The organism is Leifsonia sp. L25, from assembly GCF_050632895.1.
This window is the reverse complement of record NZ_JBODRZ010000003.1, coordinates 2,983,015-3,000,713: the sequence shown is the minus strand read 5'-3', so window position 1 is coordinate 3,000,713 and position 17,699 is coordinate 2,983,015. Positions and strand designations below refer to the sequence as shown.

Genomic DNA, 17,699 nt, shown 5'->3' with positions numbered 1-17,699 from the left:
GGGCGCTAGACGGGGAGGTGGAAGCCGCCGTTGGAGTGCAGGAGCTGGCCGTTGATCCAGCCGCCGGATGGGGACACGAGGAACGCGACGAGGTCGGCGGTGTCCTGGGGGCGGCCGAGGCGGCCGAGGGCTGTCTCGGCCGCGAGCGCCTCCGCGAGGTCGGGGGTCATCCAGCCGGTGTCGATCGGGCCGGGGTTGATCAGGTTGGCGGTGATGCCGAGGTGTGCGAGTTCCACGGCGGCGGCGATGACGATGCGGTCGAGCGCGCCCTTGCTGGCGCCGTACGGGAGGTTATGCGCGGTGTGGTCGCTGGTCAGGGCGACGATGCGGCCGAGCGCCGGGCCGGGCTCCGCCGGCGCCTCGAACTGCTCGGCGAACGCCTTGATCAGCAGCCAGCTCCCGCGGGTGTTGACCGCGAAGTGCCGGTCGAACGCCTCCACGCTGGTGTCCAGGAGGCCGCTGTCGACCCAGTGCGCGTGGCTGGCGACCAGCGCCTGGATCGGCCCGAGACCGGCGCGGACGCGTTGAATTGCCCGCGCGGGCGCCTCGGGGTGGGAGAGGTCGACCGCGACCGGGAGGGCCCGGCCGCCGAAAGCGCGCAACTCGTCCGCGAAGGCGTCGTGGCCGCGCTCCGGCGCACCCCACGGCATCGCGGCGTCGTAGTCGTCCCAGAAGGCGAACGCGACGTCCCAGCCGAGCGACGCCAGAGTGCGGGCGATCGCCGCCCCGATGTTGTCCGGACGGCTCGCTCCGGTGATGAAGACGACGGGACGGGAAGAGCGGGCGTCGTTGTCCATCCGACGATTCTGTCAGACGGTCACGACGCCCGCTCCGCGAGCTCCAAGGTCCAGCTCCTGGGCTACAGCACCTTCGACAGGAACGCCTGCGTGCGCTGGTGCTGCGGGTTGGCCAGCACCTCACGCGGGTCGCCGGATTCCACGACGACGCCGCCGTCCATGAAGACCAGCTCGTCCGCGACCTCGCGGGCGAAGCCCATCTCATGCGTGACGACGACCATCGTCATGCCGGAGGCCGCCAGGCCCTTCATCACGTCGAGCACTTCGCCCACCAGCTCCGGGTCGAGCGCCGAGGTGGGCTCGTCGAAGAGCATCAGCTTCGGGTCCATCGCCAGCGCGCGGGCGATCGCCACGCGCTGCTGCTGGCCGCCGGAGAGCTGCGACGGGTAGTGGTCGCCCTTGTCGGCGAGCCCCACCCGGAGGAGCAGCTCGTTCGCCCGCTCCACCGCGCGCGCCTTCGGCAGGCCCTTGACCCGGATCGGCGCCTCGATGATGTTCTCGAGGGCCGTCATGTGCGGGAAGAGGTTGAAGCGCTGGAACACCATGCCGATCTCACGGCGCTGGCGGGAGGCCTCCTTGGGCTTCAGCTCGTAGAGCTTGTCGCCGTGCTGGCGGTAGCCGACCACCTGGCCGTCGACCGACAGCCGGCCGGCGTCCACACGCTCCAGGTGGTTGATGCAGCGCAGGAAGGTGGACTTGCCCGAACCGGACGGGCCGATGATGCAGAGCACCTCGCCCGGCCGGACGGACAGCGAGATGGACTTGAGCACCTCGTTGGAGCCGAAGCTCTTGGAGACGCCCTCGGCCAGGACCATCGGCGTCACGCCGGCCCGAGCGTTCTGGTCCCGTGTCGTCGCGTCGGTCATCCCTTGCCTCCCAGGTCGTTGCCGTCGGGCGCGCCCGCGGCGGGCAGAGCGCCGGTGGCGAGCGCCGGCTCCTTGTTGTCGGGACGGCGCATGTTGACGCCGCGCGAGAACCGCTTCTCGAGGAAGTACTGGCCGATCATCAGGATCGAGGTGAACAGCAGGTACCACAGCGAGGCGACGATCAGCAGCGGGATCGGAGTGTAGGTGACCGCCGAGATGTCGCGGGCGACACCGTAGAGGTCGGTGGTGAGCGGGATCGCCGCGACCAGCGAGGTGGTCTTCAGCATCGAGATGACCTCGTTGCCGGTCGGCGGGATGATCACGCGCATGGCCTGCGGGATGACGATACGGGTCATCGTCTGCCACCACGACATGCCGAGCGCGGTCGCCGCCTCCTCCTGGCCGCTGTCCACCGACAGCAGTCCGGCCCGCACGATCTCGGCCATGTACGCGGCCTCGTTGAGCGCCAGACCGACGATCGCGATGATGAACGCGTTCTGCATGAAGCCGAGGTCGAAGGTCACGCCGAGGTGCGTCCACGGCACACCGAGGAAGATGTGCGGGTAGATCAGCGAGAACAGGCCCCAGAACACGAGCTGCACGTACACCGGGGTGCCGCGGAAGATCCAGAGGTAGAGCCAGGCGACGGACTTGACGACGGGGTTCGGCGAGAGCCGCATGACGGCCAGCACGAGGCCCAGGATCACGCCGATGACCATCGAGTAGATCGTGAGTTGGAGGGTCACGAGCGCAGCAGCACTGATGCGCCTGTCGAAGACGTACTTGCCGACGTACTGCCAGCCGTAGGCGGAGCGCTGCGAGGCGTCGATCACGAACCAGGCGAACAGCAGGATGAGCACGATCGCGAACACGATCCGCCACGGGTGGCGGAGCTTGATCGCCTTGATCGGCTCGGACGGCGGGGCGCCGGCCGGCGACGGGGCTGCCCCCGTCGCCGGACCGGCCGGATTGCCCTGCGACATCAGGTCAGCCCTTCGCGGCTGCGTTGAGGTCGGCCTTGGTCACGCCGCCGTCGGCGACGCCCCACTTGTCGAGGATCTTCTTGTAGGTGCCGTCGTCGATCAGCGCCTGGATGGTCTTCTGCAGCACCGGCGTCAGGTCGGAGTTCTTGGCGACCGGGATGCCGTAGGGCGCGACGTCGAAGGTCTTACCCGCGGCCTGGAGCTTGCCGCTGGACTTGGACACGGCGTACAGCGTGACGGGCGAGTCGGCGCTGAGGGCGTCCGCCTTGCCGAGGATGACCGCGTTGGTGGCGTCGTCCTGGTTGTCGTAGCGGAGGGCCTGGATGGCCGGCTTGCCCTTGTCGGTGCAGGCCTTCGACTTGGCGGGGACCTCGTCGGTGTCCTCGAAGGTGGTCGACTGGACGGCGACCTTCATACCGCAGGCGTTGTCCGGGTCGACGTTCTTGCCCTTGGCGGACGCCCACAGGATGCCGGCGTTGTAGTAGTTGACGAAGTCGACCTGCTTCTCGCGCTCGACGGTGTCGGTGAACGAGGACATCCCGAAGTCGTCCTTGCCCCCGGTGATGCTGGGGATGATGTTGTCGAACTTGGCGATCGCGTAGTTGATCTTGAGGCCGAGCTTCTTCCCGATGGCGTTGGTGAAGTCGACCTCCCAGCCGGCGGGGTTGCCGTTGTCGTCCTTGTACTCGTTGGGCGGGTAGGTGTCGTCCATGCCGACGGTCAGAACGCCCGCCGACTTGATCTTCGACGGGAGGCTGTTGGCGAGGCTGTCGTCCTTTTCACGTCGGACGCGGCGCTCGACGCTGAGCCGCTCGACGAGGGGGTGGTGTTGTCGACACAGCCGGACAGCGCGAGCGCGGCCACGGCGGCGAGGGCGGCCACGGGGGCCACGGAACGGATGCGCATGATGGTAGTTGTCCTTCTTCCTGGTGCAGGGTGTGCAGGAGGGGTAAGGGGAGAATACCCTAGGCCCCAGGCGTTATACGCATACTAAATCGCGCGCGAAACGCTAGTTTTCCTGCAAGTTTCGCAGAGATTTCGTGTTTCTTTGCGCGGATTCCGTTGTCTGAGACCTTTCGTGACCCCGAATGCGCGCGGCGCGCCCGGCCGCGCTAGGGTCGGGTCGTGATCCAACCGCAATCCGGTCTCGCCGCGATGGCCCGCGTGGTCGTCACGCGCCCCGACGATCCGCTCGCCGCGCCGCTGGTCGAGGAGCTCTCCCGCGAGTACGACGAGCGCTACGGATTCAACGACGGCATCCCCTCCTCGGCGGAGCTGTCGCGCTACCCCGCCGAGCGCTTCACGGCCGAGCAGGGCGGGACCTTCCTGCTGCTCGTGGACGACGACGGCACCCCGGTCGCGGGCGGCGCGTTCATGCGGGAGGACGACGCCACGGTCGAGGTCAAGCGGGTCTGGACGCACTCAGGTTTCCGCCGGCAGGGCCTCGCCCGGCGGGTGATGCGCGAGCTGGAGGCGGAGGCGGCACGCCGCGGCGTCGGCACGATCGTGCTGACCACGGGCGCGCGCCAACCGGAGGCGGTGGCGCTGTACATCTCTCTGGGCTACTCGCCCCTCTTCGACCTCGACGGCGACTGGGAAGCGGTGTCGTACCTCGGCTTCCGCAAGGACCTGTAGCACGCCGCGCCCCGCGCAATTCGGCACGAATGTAGCGATTCACGACGCCAAAAGCAACATTCGTGCCGAATGTCGGCGGCGTCAGCACGGGGCGCGATTCGGCGCGAAAGTGGGGAATGGCGACGCCAATCGCGACATTCGGCACGAACGGATGCGGCGTCCGCGCGGCGCGATTCGTGCCGAAGATGCGGAAAGGCGACGCCGATCGCGATATTCGGGGCGAATGGGGCGGCCTCAGCCGAGGAGGTGGTGCGTCGTCTCCGCGACGAGGGCGGCGGCGGGAGCCGCGTCAGCGCTGAGCGCTGCGGTGAGCGCGTCGGCGAGCGGCCGCGTGCCCGCGCCCGTCGGCGCCGCGGCGAGGACTCCGAGCAGGTCGGCGGCGTGCAGCGCCTCGATCGCCAGCACCTCGCTGGTCAGCGAGAGCGAGCGCCGCAGGAGGCGGAGCGCCAGGGGCGCGTAGGTCGCGTGGTCCTCCACGCCGGACAGCGTCGAGCTGCCGAGCGTGGCCGGCGCGGCGAGCTGGCGAACCTCGGCCACCGCGTCTGCGGCGGCGTACAGCAGAAGGCCGGGCACGCGGGTGCGGCCGTCGCGGCGCGACGGCGCGAGCGCGAGCGAGAGGGCCGCGGTGCGCCGCTCGGAGGCCTCCACGACGTGAGCGAGCGCGAGGCGCAGGTTCTCCAGCGCGAGCGCCAGCGGCAGCGCCTGGAAGTTGCCCCCGGAGATCAGACGGCCGCTCGGGAGGTCGACCACGGGGTTCTCGGAGCGCGCGGCGAGCTCGACCTCCAGTTCGGACCGGAGCCGGGCGCCGGCCTCCCGGAACGCACCGTGGAGTTGCGGAGCGGTCCGGAAGGCGAGCGGGTCCTGGACGCTGACGGAGCGATCCGGCGCCTCCAGGGCGCTGCCCGCCAGCGCGGCGCGGATCGCGTGCGCCGACGCGCGCTGGCCTTCGCCTCCGCGCGCCTCGGCCACGGCCTCCGCGTACGGACTGAGGTTGCCCGCGGGTCCGTGGGCGGCGACTGCCTCCAGCGACAGCGCGACGACCAGGTCGGCGGCCTCCGCGAGCTGCCGGGCTGCGACGGCGGCGAGCGAGCCCACCCCCACGCTCAGCGCATTCGCGCTGAGGGCCGCGAGCGCCTCGTGCGGTGCGAGGTCGATCGGCGTCAGGCCTGCGGCCTCCAGCGCCTCGGCGGCCGCCACCGGCTCGCCGTCGCGCAGCACCGTGCCGGTGCCCATGACGACGGCGGCGACCTCCGCCAGCGCGGTCAGGTCCGCCGCTCCCACCGAGCCGCGCGACGGGATGCGCGGCGTCACACCGGCGTTCAACAGCGCCGCGTACGCGTCCGCGAGCTCCGGCCGCACGCCCGCTCCCCCGCGCGTGAACCCGGCGAGCCGGGCGGCCACCACCGCGCGCGCCTCTGTCCCGGTGAGCGGCTCACCGATCCCGCCGCGGTGGTTCGCGATGGTGCGGCGCTGGAAGGACGCCAGCTCGTCGGCCTCCACGGCGTCGTCCCGTCCGGCGCCGAGCCGGCGGTTCAGCCCGTAGACCGGCTCCCCCGACGCGATCGCGCGGTCGACCACCGCGCGGGAGGCCGCGATCGTCGCCCGGGCGTCCGCGTCGACCTCGACGGGAGCGCCCTCCGCGACCGCCACGATGTCGGAGACCGACGGCGCCTGGGCGCCGAACCGGACGGTGCGCATGTCAGAAATCGGCCAGGTTCTGCCGCAGGCCGCCGTCGCCGAGCTCGGTGCGGATCAGTCCGCGCCTCCGCAGCGCCGGCACCAGCGGGTCGAGCGTGCGGTGGACGTTGGCCGGGTGCACCTGGCCGGTGAAGAGGAACCCGTCACCGCCGACGGCCTCCCCCAGCTCGCCCAGGTGGTCGGCGACCTCGTCGGCCGTGCCGATGACGGCGAGGCCGTCCTTCTTCGCACGGGTCTGCAGGATCTCCCGCAGAGTGGAGCCGGCCGGGGCGGAGGACACGAAGTTGTCCAGGGTGCCGCGGTTGCTGTTGGTGGTGATCTCCGGCAGCGGAGCGTCGAGGTCGAAGGTCTTGAAGTCGACTCCGGTCAGGTAGCTGATCGACTGCAACTGCTCGTCGATCGCGGCCTGCGTCAGCTCTGCGCGAGCGGCCCGCACGCTCGCGGTCTCCTCGGCGTTCGCGGTGAGGATCGGCTGCACGACGAACAGCACCTTCACGGCGTCGGCCGGACGGCCGTGCTGCACCGCCACCTCCCGGATGCTGTCGCGATATTCCCGCATCCGCTCGGGGGTGGAGGCCAGCGCCAGCACCACGTCCGAGTTCTTGCCGGCGAAGTCGCGGCCACGGCCGGACGCGCCCGCCTGCACCATGACCGGGTCCTCCGCCGCGGGCGCGGTGTTGAGCGGCCCGCGGACCCGGAAGAACCGGCCCTCGTGGTCGATGGTGTGAACCTTGCGGTGGTCGGCGAAGACACCGGCCGCGGCGTCCTCCACGATCGCGTCGGGCTCCCAGCTCCGCCAGAGCTTGCGGACGACCTCCACCCACTCGTCGGCGCGGTCGTAGCGGAGGTCGTGCTCGACCTGCTTGTCGAGTCCGTAGTTCTGCGCGGCGAGGTCGGATCCGCTGGTCACGACGTTGAATCCGAGCCGGCCGCCGGCGAAGTGCTGCAGCGTGCTGAGCAGGCGGGCGGCGGTGAACGGCTCGTAGAAGCTCGCGCTCAGGGTCGGCACGACCCCGAGCCGGGAGGTCGCCCCGAGCAGGTACGGCACGAGCGGCAGCGGGTCGTGCTTGGGGACGAACCGCGCCGCGGCGAGGTTCACCTCGGCCGAGCCGCCGTAAGTGTCGGGCACGGCCACGCCGTCCTCGATGATGAAGAGGTCGAAGCCGGCGCCCTCGAAGGCGCGCGCGGCGTCCTGGTAGATCGGCGGCTGCTTCCAGTCGTAGCCGACGCCGTAGGTCGGGTCGCCCCAGCCCTGGACGCCGAAGCCCGCGCCGAGGAACCAGCCGAAGTGGAGGAGTGCCATGCGTTCCCTGCTGTCCGTGGCCGGATGATCGGCCGTCGTTTCGTTCGGTCGTGTTGTGCGGTCGTGTTGTGCGGTCGTGTTGTGCGGTCGTGTTGCGCGGTTCCGTCGCGGTGCGCCGGCCGGTGGCCTGGCTGCCGGTCAGTCGACGCCGACGCCCGCAGCGGTCAGCCAGTCCGCGTCGTACGCCTTGGTCAGGTAGTTGGTCCCGCCGTCCGGCGCGATCGCCACGACGACCGATCCCGGCCGGGCCTCCCGTGCCACCCGGAGGGCCGCGGCGACGGCCAGCGCCGACGACGGTCCGAGCAGCAGCGCCTCCTCGGCGGCGAGCCGGCGAAGCGTGCGGTAGACCACACCATCCTCGACCGTGTGCACCTCGTCCACCACCCCCGGATCGAAGGTCTGCGGCCAGAACTCGCGCGGCCACGCGGTCCCCACGCCGTCGACCAGGATGCGGCCGGCCGCGCCGCCGTCGTAGGTCGAGCCGGCCGGGTTCGCGCCGTGCACCTCGACCGCGCCGCCGCTGACCTCCTTGAGGTAGCGTCCGGTGCCGCTCACGGTGCCGCCGGTGCCGATCGCGGCCACGAAGTGGGTGACCCGGCCGGCGGTCTGCCGCCAGATCTCCGGGCCGGTGCCACGGTAGTGCGCCTCGGGGTTCGCGGTGTTCGCGAACTGGGCGGGACGCCAGGCGCCGGGGGTCTCGGCCGCGATCCGGTCGGCGACGGCGCGCGGGTTGGCGGGGTCGTCGGGGCCGGCCTCCCAGTCGGCCTCCACCAGGCGGGCGCCGTAGGCCGCGAGAACCTTGCGCTTCTCCTCCGAGATGTCGGAGGAGTGCACGATGACGACCGGGTGACCGGTCAGCCGGCCGATCAGGGCGAGTCCGATGCCGGTGTTGCCGCTGGTGGCCTCCACGATGGCGGCGCCGGGGGCGAGCGCGCCGGCCGCCTCCGCGGTGCGGATCATGTTGAGTGCGATGCGGTCCTTGGACGAGCCGCCGGGGTTGCGGCCCTCCAGCTTGACCAGGACGCGCACGTCGAGCCCGGACGGCAGGGCGTGCAGCTCGACGATCGGGGTGTTGCCGATGAGCGCCGCCGCCGAGTCGCACACCTCGCCCAGCGGGAGGTTCCCGGGGGCGGAGGCGGGGATGAGGTCGAGCGCGGTCATGCAGGAACGATAGGCCCGTGCGCTGGGAAGCGCACGGGCTGTGTCGACGTATTACGCTTCGCCCACGGCGACGGGTCGTGCCGGGTCGTTCGACCAGGCGGAGAACGAGCCGGGATACAGCGCCGGGACCGGCAGTCCGGCGGCCTCCATCGCGAGGGCGGTGTGCGCGGCGGTCACGCCGGAGCCGCAGTAGACGCCCGTCGGAGTGCCCGCGATCACACCGAGCTCGGCGAACCGGGCGGCGAGCCGCTCGGGGCTCAGCATCCGGCCGTCCGGCCCGATGGTGTCGGAGGTCGGAGCGCTCACGGCGCCGGGGATGTGCCCCGCGCGCGGATCGACGGGCTCGACCTCGCCGCGGAACCGTTCGCCCGCTCGCGCGTCGAGCAGCACCCCGCTCGCCGGGAGCGCTGCCGCGGCGTCCGCATCGAGCGTCGGGAGCGAGCCGTAGACGAGCTCCACGGTCCCGGGAATCGGAACATGAGTGCCTGTGTCGAGGCCGCCGCCGAACGCGACCCACGCGGCCAACCCGCCGTCGAGCACGCGCACATCCTCGAAACCAGCGTGGCGCAGCAACCACCACAACCGGGCCGCCGACGTGCCGGAGACATCGTCGTAGACGACCACGCTGTCCCCGTCGTTCACGCCCCAGCGGCGCGCGGACGCCTGGAACGCGTCGATGTCGGGCAGCGGATGCCGGCCGTCCGTGGGCGCGCCGTGCCCGGCCAGCTCGGTGTCCAGGTCGACGTATACCGCTCCGGGAATGTGCCCCTTCGCGAACTCCTCGGCCCCGGGAGGGCCGCCGAGCTTCCAGCGCACATCGAGCACCCGCAATGTCGACCGCCGCCGGCCGGCGCCGCTCCACAGGGACTCGGTCCCGGAAGCGGCGTCCAGCGCGGCGGCCGTTATCAGCGGAGAGTTCCGCATCAGCGGAGAGTTCCGCATCGCCATATCAGTGACCGCTCGACGCCTTCGCGTTCGACTCGTACGAGGTGTTGGTCGACTCGAAGAAGTTGACCAGCTCGAGCGTGTCGTTGGCGGTCGCCATCCACTTGGCCGGGTTGGAGACCTTGTACTCGGCCTCGAAGCCCAGCTCCTCCAGGCGGCGGTCGGCCAGGTAGCGGACGTACTGGTTGATGTAGTTGGCGTTGAGGCCCAGGATGCCGCCGGGCAGGAGGTCGCGGTTGTACTGCTCCTCCATCTCGACGGCGTCGAGGATCATCTGGCGGATCTCGTTCGCGAACTCCGGAGTCTGCAGGTCGGGGTTCTCCTCCAGCACCGTCAGGATGAGGTTGATGCCGAACTTGAGGTGCAGCGACTCGTCGCGGACCACCCAGTCGATCAGCGAGCCGAAGTTGCGCAGCAGGTTCCGCTGGCGGAACGACAGCGCCACCATGAAGCCCGAGTAGAACCAGATGCCCTCGAGGATCACGTTGTACGCCACGAGGTTGCGGATGAAGTCCTGCTTGCCCTCGGTCGTCGTGATGTCGAGCGTCTGCTCGGTCATCCGCTTGATGAAGCCGACCTCGAACTCCTCCTTGCGCGCCATCGACGGGATGTCGACGTGCGAGTTGTAGGCCTGCTCGCGGTCGATCGGGAACGTCTCGAGGACGTACTCGAACGACATGCAGTGGTTGGCCTCCTCCCACATCTGTTTGGCGAGGTAGAGGTGCGCCTCGGCCGCGTTGATGTAGGGGTAGACGCCGAAGGCCAGCGCCTTGTTCACCAGGAGCTCGTTCGGGTTGAAGTAGCTCATCAGGAAGGTGACCGCGTGGCGCTCCTCGTCGGTCATCCGCTTGAAGTCGGCGATGTCCTCGCCGAGCTGGATCTCGTTGGGGAACCAGGTGTTCGCGACGGCCTGGTCGTAGAGGTCCATCGCCCACTGGTACTTCACCGGCTTGAGGAGGAGGCCCTCCTCGATTCCCGTTCCCAGGATGCCCATGTGTGTCTCTCTTCTATCTCTCTCGGCGGTGGCGGCGGACTACTGGCAGGACTCGCACTGCAGGTCGTCCATGGGGTCGACGGGCACGTAGTATTCCTCGGTCTTGGTGCTGTTCATTACTTGTCACCCCCAGCGGCGCTGTTGGAGGCCGGAGCGTTCGAAGTCAGGCCGCCGAAGCCGAACCCGCGGCGGGCGGGAGCGGCCGCCGGAGCGGTCTCGGTGACGGCGGGAGCCGCCGCCGGAGCGCCGGCGCCCACCGTGGCGAAGCCGGTGCGGCCGCCGGAGATCTCCTCGGCCTTGTTGACCTTGACGGTCGACTGCTCGGCCTGGTGACGCGGCTTCATGTGCAGGTAGTAGGTCGTCTTGACGCCCTTCTCCCACGCGGCGTAGTAGATGTCCATCATGTCGCCGAGGTCGCGCGTCTCGAGGTACATGTTGCGGCTGATCGCCTGGTCGATCCACTTCTGGGCGCGGGCCGCCACCTCGATGAAGGCGTACGGCGAGAGCTGGAAGCTGGTCTTGAACGTGGCCTTGACCTCGTCCGGGATCGCCGCGATGCCCTGGATGTCGCCCTGCGAGCGCAGGATCGCCTCGCGGACGTCCTGCCAGATGCCGCGCTCCTGCAGCGTCTCGACCAGGTTGCGGTTGACCTCGAGGAACTTGCCCGAGGAGGTCGACCGGCTGAAGATCTGCGAGAACTGCGGGTCGAAGCCGGGGTGGTGCCGGCGACGAGGCCGATGGAGGCCGTCGGCGCGATGGCCATCAGGGTCGCGTTGCGCATGCCGCCCTTGACCTTCTCGCGCAGGCGGTCCCAGTCGAGGCGGATGGTGCGGTCGACCGTGATCGGGATGCCGCGGTCGGCTTCCGTCAGCGCGATCGAGTCGTAGGGCACCAGGCCCTTCGACCAGCGCGAGCCCTCGAAGTTCGGGTACGCGCCGCGCTCCTGCGCCAGGTCGGCGCTCTCGTCGATGGCCGCGTACGAGACGTGCTCCATGATCTCGTCGATCAGGGCGTACGCCTCCTCGCTCTCATAGCTGAAGCCGAGGCGCTCGACGATGTCGGTGAAGCCCATGACGCCGAGGCCGATCGCGCGGTTCTGCTGGTTGGAGAAGTCGGCCTCGTCGACGCTCGACACGGTGATGTCGATCAGGTTGTCGAGCTGGCGGACGGCCTGGCGGGCGCTCGCCTCGATACGCTCCCAGTCCATCTTGCCGTCGATCAGGTGACGCGACAGGTTGATGGAGGCCAGGTTGCAGACCGACACGTTCTCGCGGTCCTGCGGAAGGGTGATCTCGGTGCAGAGGTTGGAGAGGTGGATCGTGCCCGTGTTGTTGTTGAGGGCGCGGTTGTTGATGGTGTCCTTCCAGGTCAGCCACGGGTGGCTGGTGGTCTGGAGGCTCATCAGGATGTCCTTGAACTGCGACCGGGCACTGATCTTCTTGAACATGCGCAGCTCGCCGGCCTCGGCCATCGCGACGTACTCGGCGTAGCGCTCGGAGAACGCCTTGCCGTAGAGCTCGTTGAGGTCGGCGACCTCCAGCGGGTCGAAGAGGTACCAGTCCTCGTCGTTCTGGACCCGCTTCATGAACTCGTCGCTGATCCACACCGCGGTGTTGGCGGTGCGGGTGCGGCGGTACGGGTCGCCCGAGTTCTGTCGCAGGTCCAGGAACTCCGGGAAGTCCATGTGCCAGTTCTCCATGTAGAAGCACAGGGCGCCGAACTTCTTGCCGCCGCGGCTGACCGCGCGCAGCACCGAGTCGATCGTGTGCATGAACGGGATCGGGCCGGTGGAGGTGGTGTTGTTGGAGCGGATCGGCGAGCCCTGGGCGCGCAGCTTGGTGACGGCGAGGCCGATGCCGCCGGTGCCCTTGGTGAGCCACATCACGTCGCGCACCGACTTGGCGATGTGCTCGATGTCGTCCTGCATCTCCATGACGAAGCAGTTGGAGAGCTGCGGGTAGGCCGTTCCGGCGTTGACGAGCGTGGAGCCCGCGGCCAGGTACTCGAGCCGCGACATCTTGTCGTAGAAGGCGAGGGCGTGCGCGGTCGGGTCGGCCTCGTTGAGGGAGAGGCCCATCGCGATGCGCATCCAGAAGTACTGCGGCACCTCGAGGGAGTCGCCGTTGCGGGCCTTGATGCCGTAGCGGTTGTTGAGGGTGACGACGCCGATGTACTTGAGCAGCTCGTCGCGCGAGGGGTCGAGGTGGCCGGCCAGGCGGTCGAGGTCGAAGAGGGTGGTGAAGCGGGAGTCGAGAAGGGTCTCGGCGACACCGCGCTCGACGTACGCGCGGAAGTGCGAGGTGTGCAGCTCGGTGAGCTCGTCGAGGGTCTCGTAGTCGCCGAGGACGCGCTTGTAGATCGTCTTGAGGAGGAGGCGAGCGGCGACGGTGTCGAACGCCGGGTCGTCCTTGACGTTCTGGAGGGCGACCTGGATGACCGCCTCGTCGAGCTGTTGGGTGGTGATCCCGTCGAACAGGGTCAGCTCCAGCTCGCTCGCGATCTGGGTCACCCACGTGATGTTCTCGTCCAGACCGGCGGCCGCGTGCTCGATGGCCAGATTGATCTTGTTGGCGTCGTACGGCTCGCGCTCGCCGTTCCGCTTCACAACCGTGATAGCCACTGTCTCTCCCTCTGTTTACCTCAACGGTGCCGCTCCGGTGAGCGGCGAAGTCCCATGCGCCCTGGCCTCGTGAACACCCGGGGAACGGCTTCCGGCCGCCCTCGGGAGTGGCTCGGCCCCCTGTCGCGTGAACCACTATATAGCCGGGTCCCGACATTTCCACGCCCCCATATCTAGTGGGCGTGTCATCCACAGATGTGCAGAAGTTATGCACATTTCCACACCCCCTCGAATGGGTTTCACGACCCTTCCGCCGCGTTCCCGGACCGATAGAGTGAGAAGACTGTGAGCAGCTACTCGAGCCTTCTGAAGACGCCCGGCGTCGCGCGGATCATCGCCGCGCAGCTCACCGCGCGCTTCCCGTTCGGGATGCTCTCGCTGGCCTTCCTGCTGCACATCGAGCGCATCCACCACTCCTACGGCGCGGCCGGGCTCGTGCTCGGCGCGATGAGCATCGGGCAGGCGATCGCCGGCCCGATGACCAGCCGGCTGATGGGCGTACTCGGCATGCGCACGGTGCTGTGGACGACGCTCGTGGTCTGCTCGGCCGCCGTCGCCGCCATCGGCGTCTTCGTCCTGCCCATCCAGCTGACGATGGCGGTCGCGTTCTTCGCGGGGCTCAGCATGCCGCCCATCCAGCCGGCGGTGCGGACGATCTATCCGAAGATGGTCAACTCGCGGCAGCTCACCCCGCTGTTCTCGCTCGACGCGTCGGCGCAGGAGATCATCTGGATCGCGGGGCCGGTCGCGATCACCTTCGTCTCCACCCAGATCGGCACGGTCGAGGGCATCCTGATGTCGGTGGCGATCATGCTGCTCGGCGGCGCCTGGTTCATCTCCTCGCCCGAGGTCGGCCGGGTGCGCATCCCGCGCAGCAAACGGCGGTTCGGGGTGGTGCTGGCGCGCCCTCCCGTGCTGCTGGCGACCGTGGTCGGCTTCCTGCTGATCGGCTCGTGCGCGGCGGTGGAGGCCGGGGTCGTGGCGAACTTCGGCGAGGGCTCGCCCTTCGCCGGCATCGTCCTGGCGATCTGGTCGCTCGGCTCGCTGGTCGGCGGTCTCGCGTTCGGGCACGTCCCGATCGGGCCGTGGGCGACGGCTCGCCGGATGCTGATCGTGTTCGTCGGCGTCGTCATCTCCACGTTCATGCTGTGGTCGTGGTGGGGACTGTCGCTGACGCTGATCGTCGCCGGCCTCGGCATCGCCCCGGCCCTGGCGGTGCTGTTCGCGATCGTGTCGGCGAGCGTCAAGTTCTCCGACACAGCGGAGGCCTACGGCTGGGTCGGCACGGGGCAGCTCATCGGCGCGGCGCTGGGCTCCGCGCTCGCGGGCTTCCTCATCGACGCGCACGGTGCGGTCGGCGCATTCTGGGCGGCGGGCGCTTTCGCGTTCGTCGGCTTCCTCGTGCCCGCACTCGCGTGGCGGGTGCACCCCGACCTGCGCGGCCGCGACGCGTCGCCCATCCCGGACACCGAGCCGGTCCCCGTCCAGCCCTCCTAGCCGCCGAAAGGTGACTAATCGCGGAAATCGTCCACAGCTTTTGCGCGTTTGGTCACGTCTCGGTCGCCGGCTGTGGAGAACGAGAGCGGGATCCGAGCCGGTCCGGCAGGGTGGCGGAATGGGGAGACGGGCAGCGGAGTTAGGGCGGGATTTCAGTTCGGGCGCGTTCCGGACACGGGATGCCTTGGAGAGCGGCGTGTCGGCGGCACGGCTCCGGGCGAGCGACCTGCATACCCCGATCAGGGGCGTGCGCGTCGCCGGCGGGGACGTGGGATTGGAGACGCGCTGCCGCGCCTTCCTGCTGCACCGGCAGGAGCGGGCCGCGTTCAGCCACACGACAGCGGCGGAGCTGTTAGGAGCGCCCCTCCCGGCGGCAGCCCGCGGAGACCGGCTCCATGTGAGCGTCCCCGCCGGCGGTCGCGCCGTGCAGGCGGCATCCGTCGTCGGCCACACGCTCTCAGCCTGGAGGACGATCTCTTTTCGCGGCCTGCCGCTGACCACTCCCGAACAGACGTGGCTGGACCTGGCTGCCATCCTCGGCCGCGACGCGCTCGTCGCCGTCGGGGACTGGCTGCTGAGCTACCGACACCCGCTGACGACGGCCGAAGCGTTGACGGAGATCGTGGGTACCGCATCCGGGAGGCGTGGTATCGCGACCGCGCGGGCTGCGCTGCCGCTCGTCCGAACGAGGTCGGAGTCGGCCGCCGAGACGCGACTGCGGTTGATCCTCCTCGATGCGGGACTCGCGGAGCCGTGGCTGAACTATTTGATCCACCGTCCCGATGGGAGCTTCCTCGCTCGCGTGGATAGGGCGTACCCGTTAGAGCGCGTGATCCTCGAATACGAGGGTGACGGCCACCGTGTCGACAGAGATGTCTGGTTCCGCGACATCCACCGGCGCGAGCACCTCGAGGACCTCGGCTGGCGCGTCGTCCGCGTCACCGCCGCCGACCTCCGCACCCCGCTCCCTCTCGTCACCCGCCTCTCACACCTCCTGGCGACGAGACGTGAATAATCGCGGAATTCCGACGACGGATATCCGCGATTACTCGCGTTTCACCAGCGCGGGTGCGTCGTGGCGCGGAAGGTGTGGTCGTAGAGGTCGCGGACCGCGTCGGCGAAGCCGGTAGGGAGCGCGACGTCGGCCGCGGCGGCGTTCGTTCGCGCCTGCTCGGGCGAGCGTGCGCCCGGGATGACGCTGCTCACGCCGTCCTGCGCCACGATCCACGCGAGCGCCGCCTGCGCGGGCGTCGCGCCCTCGGGGGCGAGCGCCGCGAACTCCCGCGCCGCGCGCACGCCCTCCGCGTAGTCGACGCCGGAGAACGTCTCCCCCACGTCGAACGCCTCGCCGTGCCGGTTGTAGCTGCGGTGATCGTCGGCCGCGAACTCCGTGGACTCCGAGTAGCGGCCGCTCAGCAGCCCCGAGGCCAGCGGCACACGGGCGATGATGCCGACGCCGGCCTCCCGCGCCGCCGGCAGCACCTCGTCGAGCGGCTTCAGCCGGAACGCGTTGAGGATGATCTGCACGGTCGCCGTCCCGGGTCGCGCGATGGCCTCGAGGGCCTCGGCGCACGTCTCGACACTGACGCCGTAGTTCGCGATCGCGCCGTCCTCCACCAGGGTGTCGAGCGCGTCGTACACGGCCGCGTTCGAGAACACCGGGGTGGGCGGGCAGTGGAGCTGGACGAGGTCGAGCGTGTCCATCCCGAGGTTGCGCCTGGAGCGGTCCGTCCACTCGCGGAACTTCGCGAGCGTGAAGTTGGCCGGGTCCTGCGCCTCGCGCCGACCCATCTTGGTCGCGATGGTCAGCGGGAGGTCGGGCCGGGAGTCGCGGTACCGGCCGATGAGCTGCTCGCTGCGGCCGTCGCCGTAGACGTCGGCGGTGTCGAAGAAGGTGACCCCGGCGTCCGTCGCGGCGTCGAGGACGGCGAGCGCGTCGGCCTCGCTGACGTCACCCCAGTCCGCTCCGAGCTGCCAGGTGCCGAGACCGATGACCGACACGTCGCGTCCGGTCCGTCCGAGTGTGCGCTTCTGCATGCCCTCCAGCTTAGGCCGCCGCTTCGGTGACCTCCTGGTTGCGGAAGTGGCCGGCGAGCATGCCGACCACGCCGACGGCGCCCCAGCCGAGCAGAACGAGCCACGGGAAGAACGCGTCCGCGGATGGGAAGTAGGACAGGTCGCGCAGCAGTGTGACCGAGGCGCCCGGCACGAGCCACTGCCCGATCGCACCCCACGGCCCGACCAGGAATTGCAGCGGCTGCGCGGCGGCCGACAGCGGGTTGCCCACCAGAACGGTCAGTACGGCGCCGATCGCGACGCCGACCCGGCCGAACAGCGCGTTCATGCCGACCACGAAGGCCGCGGTCGCGAACATCGCCAGCCCCACGGCGAGCGCGTTCACCCCGTAGTCGCCCTGCAGGATGCCGAACCAGCCCTGCAGGATGCCGGTCACCGCCAGCCCGCCGACCACCCCGTAGAGCGCGACGGCGCCGAGGCGGCGCCGGCTCCCGGCGACGAGCAGGGAGATGAGCACACCGCCGAGCATCCCGCCCAGAACGAGCGGGAACGACGACGACGCCAGCCCGAGGCCGCGCGAGTCGGTCGAGGCGAGCGGGACGACGTCGGTCACCTTCACGGTGATGGTCGGCGCCTTCGTGCCCGCGGGCGCGTGACCCGCGGCGATGGCCTGCTGCACGGCCGCCTGCGCCTGCGCGTCGACCGCCGCCTGGAGGGTGGACGCCACCTGGTTCAGGATCTGCGTGATCGCCGCGCCGTTGGCGGAGGCGGTCAGCACCTCCGGGCTGTCCCCGAGGACGATCGCCCCGTAGACGTCACGCTTCCGGACAGCGTCGACGGCGGCCTGCCGGTCGCTGAGGCTCGTGATCGCGAACGCGCCGCCGGCGGCCTCGTGGAGTTGCTTCTCCACCGCGCTGACCTGCGCGGACGGGCCGGCGATCGCGATCGGGACGTCCTTGACCGTGGAGGTCACGGTCGGCCAGAGGAAGGCGAGCAGGATGACGACGACGATGGCCGCCGCTCCCACAGCGAGGGCGAGGGCCCGGGCCCAGGGCGTGTGGACGACCGGACCTGTGGCCCGCTCGGGGCGAGAGGCGACCTGCTCGTGGCGCCTCGCGCCGTGCCGTTCGGCTGCGGGACGGTCGACGGCGGGATCGGTGCTGGTGCTCATGGCGGCCTCCACT

At 70.1% G+C, this 17,699-nt stretch carries 14 protein-coding genes and 1 pseudogene; 3 read left to right on the top strand and 12 right to left on the bottom strand.

All coding sequences use genetic code 11. The features are described from left to right. Positions 1-5: 5 nt before the first annotated feature. From ACRAWC_RS19105 to ACRAWC_RS19090, 4 genes are all read right to left on the bottom strand, one after another. Complete coding sequence (locus tag ACRAWC_RS19105) at positions 6-797, bottom strand: SDR family oxidoreductase (RefSeq protein ID WP_431349142.1); 792 nt, start codon at positions 795-797, stop codon at positions 6-8. A 62-nt stretch (positions 798-859) separates the two neighbouring features. After that, positions 860-1,663, bottom strand: coding sequence for an amino acid ABC transporter ATP-binding protein (locus ACRAWC_RS19100; RefSeq protein ID WP_431349141.1), 804 nt, complete (start codon positions 1,661-1,663; stop codon positions 860-862). Further along, the gene (locus ACRAWC_RS19095; protein ID WP_431349140.1) at positions 1,660-2,646 is read right to left on the bottom strand and encodes an amino acid ABC transporter permease; all 987 of its coding nucleotides are present in this window, start codon (positions 2,644-2,646) and stop codon (positions 1,660-1,662) included. The genes ACRAWC_RS19100 and ACRAWC_RS19095 overlap by 4 nt, the downstream gene beginning before the upstream one ends. Before the next feature lie 4 nt (positions 2,647-2,650). Further along, positions 2,651-3,358 carry an ABC transporter substrate-binding protein gene (locus ACRAWC_RS19090; protein WP_431349139.1) on the bottom strand — a complete coding sequence of 236 codons (708 nt, stop codon included), beginning with the start codon at positions 3,356-3,358 and terminating at the stop codon, positions 2,651-2,653. 413 nt (positions 3,359-3,771) lie between these two features. On the opposite strand from ACRAWC_RS19090, the gene ACRAWC_RS19085 reads away from it, so the two are divergent. Continuing rightward, the gene (locus ACRAWC_RS19085; RefSeq protein ID WP_431349138.1) at positions 3,772-4,281 is read left to right on the top strand and encodes a GNAT family N-acetyltransferase; all 510 of its coding nucleotides are present in this window, start codon (positions 3,772-3,774) and stop codon (positions 4,279-4,281) included. Positions 4,282-4,515: 234 nt separating this feature from the next. Here ACRAWC_RS19085 and ACRAWC_RS19080 read toward each other — a convergent pair whose 3' ends face one another. From ACRAWC_RS19080 to ACRAWC_RS19055, 6 genes and pseudogenes are all read right to left on the bottom strand, one after another. Next, entirely contained in the window at positions 4,516-5,979 is a 1,464-nt protein-coding gene (locus tag ACRAWC_RS19080) for an aromatic amino acid ammonia-lyase (protein WP_431349137.1), read from the bottom strand. A 1-nt stretch (position 5,980) separates the two neighbouring features. Next, the gene (locus tag ACRAWC_RS19075; RefSeq protein WP_431349136.1) at positions 5,981-7,282 is read right to left on the bottom strand and encodes an NtaA/DmoA family FMN-dependent monooxygenase; all 1,302 of its coding nucleotides are present in this window, start codon (positions 7,280-7,282) and stop codon (positions 5,981-5,983) included. A 138-nt stretch (positions 7,283-7,420) separates the two neighbouring features. Further along, complete coding sequence (locus tag ACRAWC_RS19070) at positions 7,421-8,443, bottom strand: PLP-dependent cysteine synthase family protein (protein WP_431349135.1); 1,023 nt, start codon at positions 8,441-8,443, stop codon at positions 7,421-7,423. Positions 8,444-8,494: 51 nt separating this feature from the next. Continuing rightward, positions 8,495-9,367 (bottom strand): sulfurtransferase, encoded by an 873-nt coding sequence (locus ACRAWC_RS19065; protein ID WP_431349134.1) that lies wholly within the window; start codon positions 9,365-9,367, stop codon positions 8,495-8,497. 25 nt (positions 9,368-9,392) lie between these two features. Continuing rightward, positions 9,393-10,382 (bottom strand): ribonucleotide-diphosphate reductase subunit beta, encoded by a 990-nt coding sequence (locus ACRAWC_RS19060; RefSeq protein ID WP_345834361.1) that lies wholly within the window; start codon positions 10,380-10,382, stop codon positions 9,393-9,395. Positions 10,383-10,498: 116 nt separating this feature from the next. Then, positions 10,499-13,002: pseudogene (locus ACRAWC_RS19055) on the bottom strand (ribonucleoside-diphosphate reductase subunit alpha). A 285-nt stretch (positions 13,003-13,287) separates the two neighbouring features. Between ACRAWC_RS19055 and ACRAWC_RS19050 the strand changes: the two are divergent. Next, complete coding sequence (locus tag ACRAWC_RS19050; RefSeq protein WP_431349133.1) at positions 13,288-14,499, top strand: MFS transporter; 1,212 nt, start codon at positions 13,288-13,290, stop codon at positions 14,497-14,499. Between the two features lie 196 nt (positions 14,500-14,695). Then, positions 14,696-15,514, top strand: a complete 819-nt coding sequence (locus ACRAWC_RS19045; RefSeq protein ID WP_431349132.1) for a hypothetical protein — start codon at positions 14,696-14,698, stop codon at positions 15,512-15,514. Positions 15,515-15,555: 41 nt separating this feature from the next. On the opposite strand, the gene ACRAWC_RS19040 is transcribed toward ACRAWC_RS19045, so the two are convergent. Beyond that, complete coding sequence (locus ACRAWC_RS19040) at positions 15,556-16,536, bottom strand: aldo/keto reductase (RefSeq protein WP_431349131.1); 981 nt, start codon at positions 16,534-16,536, stop codon at positions 15,556-15,558. Positions 16,537-16,546: 10 nt separating this feature from the next. After that, positions 16,547-17,686 carry an ABC transporter permease gene (locus ACRAWC_RS19035; RefSeq protein ID WP_431349130.1) on the bottom strand — a complete coding sequence of 380 codons (1,140 nt, stop codon included), beginning with the start codon at positions 17,684-17,686 and terminating at the stop codon, positions 16,547-16,549. Between the last annotated feature and the right edge of the window lie 13 nt (positions 17,687-17,699).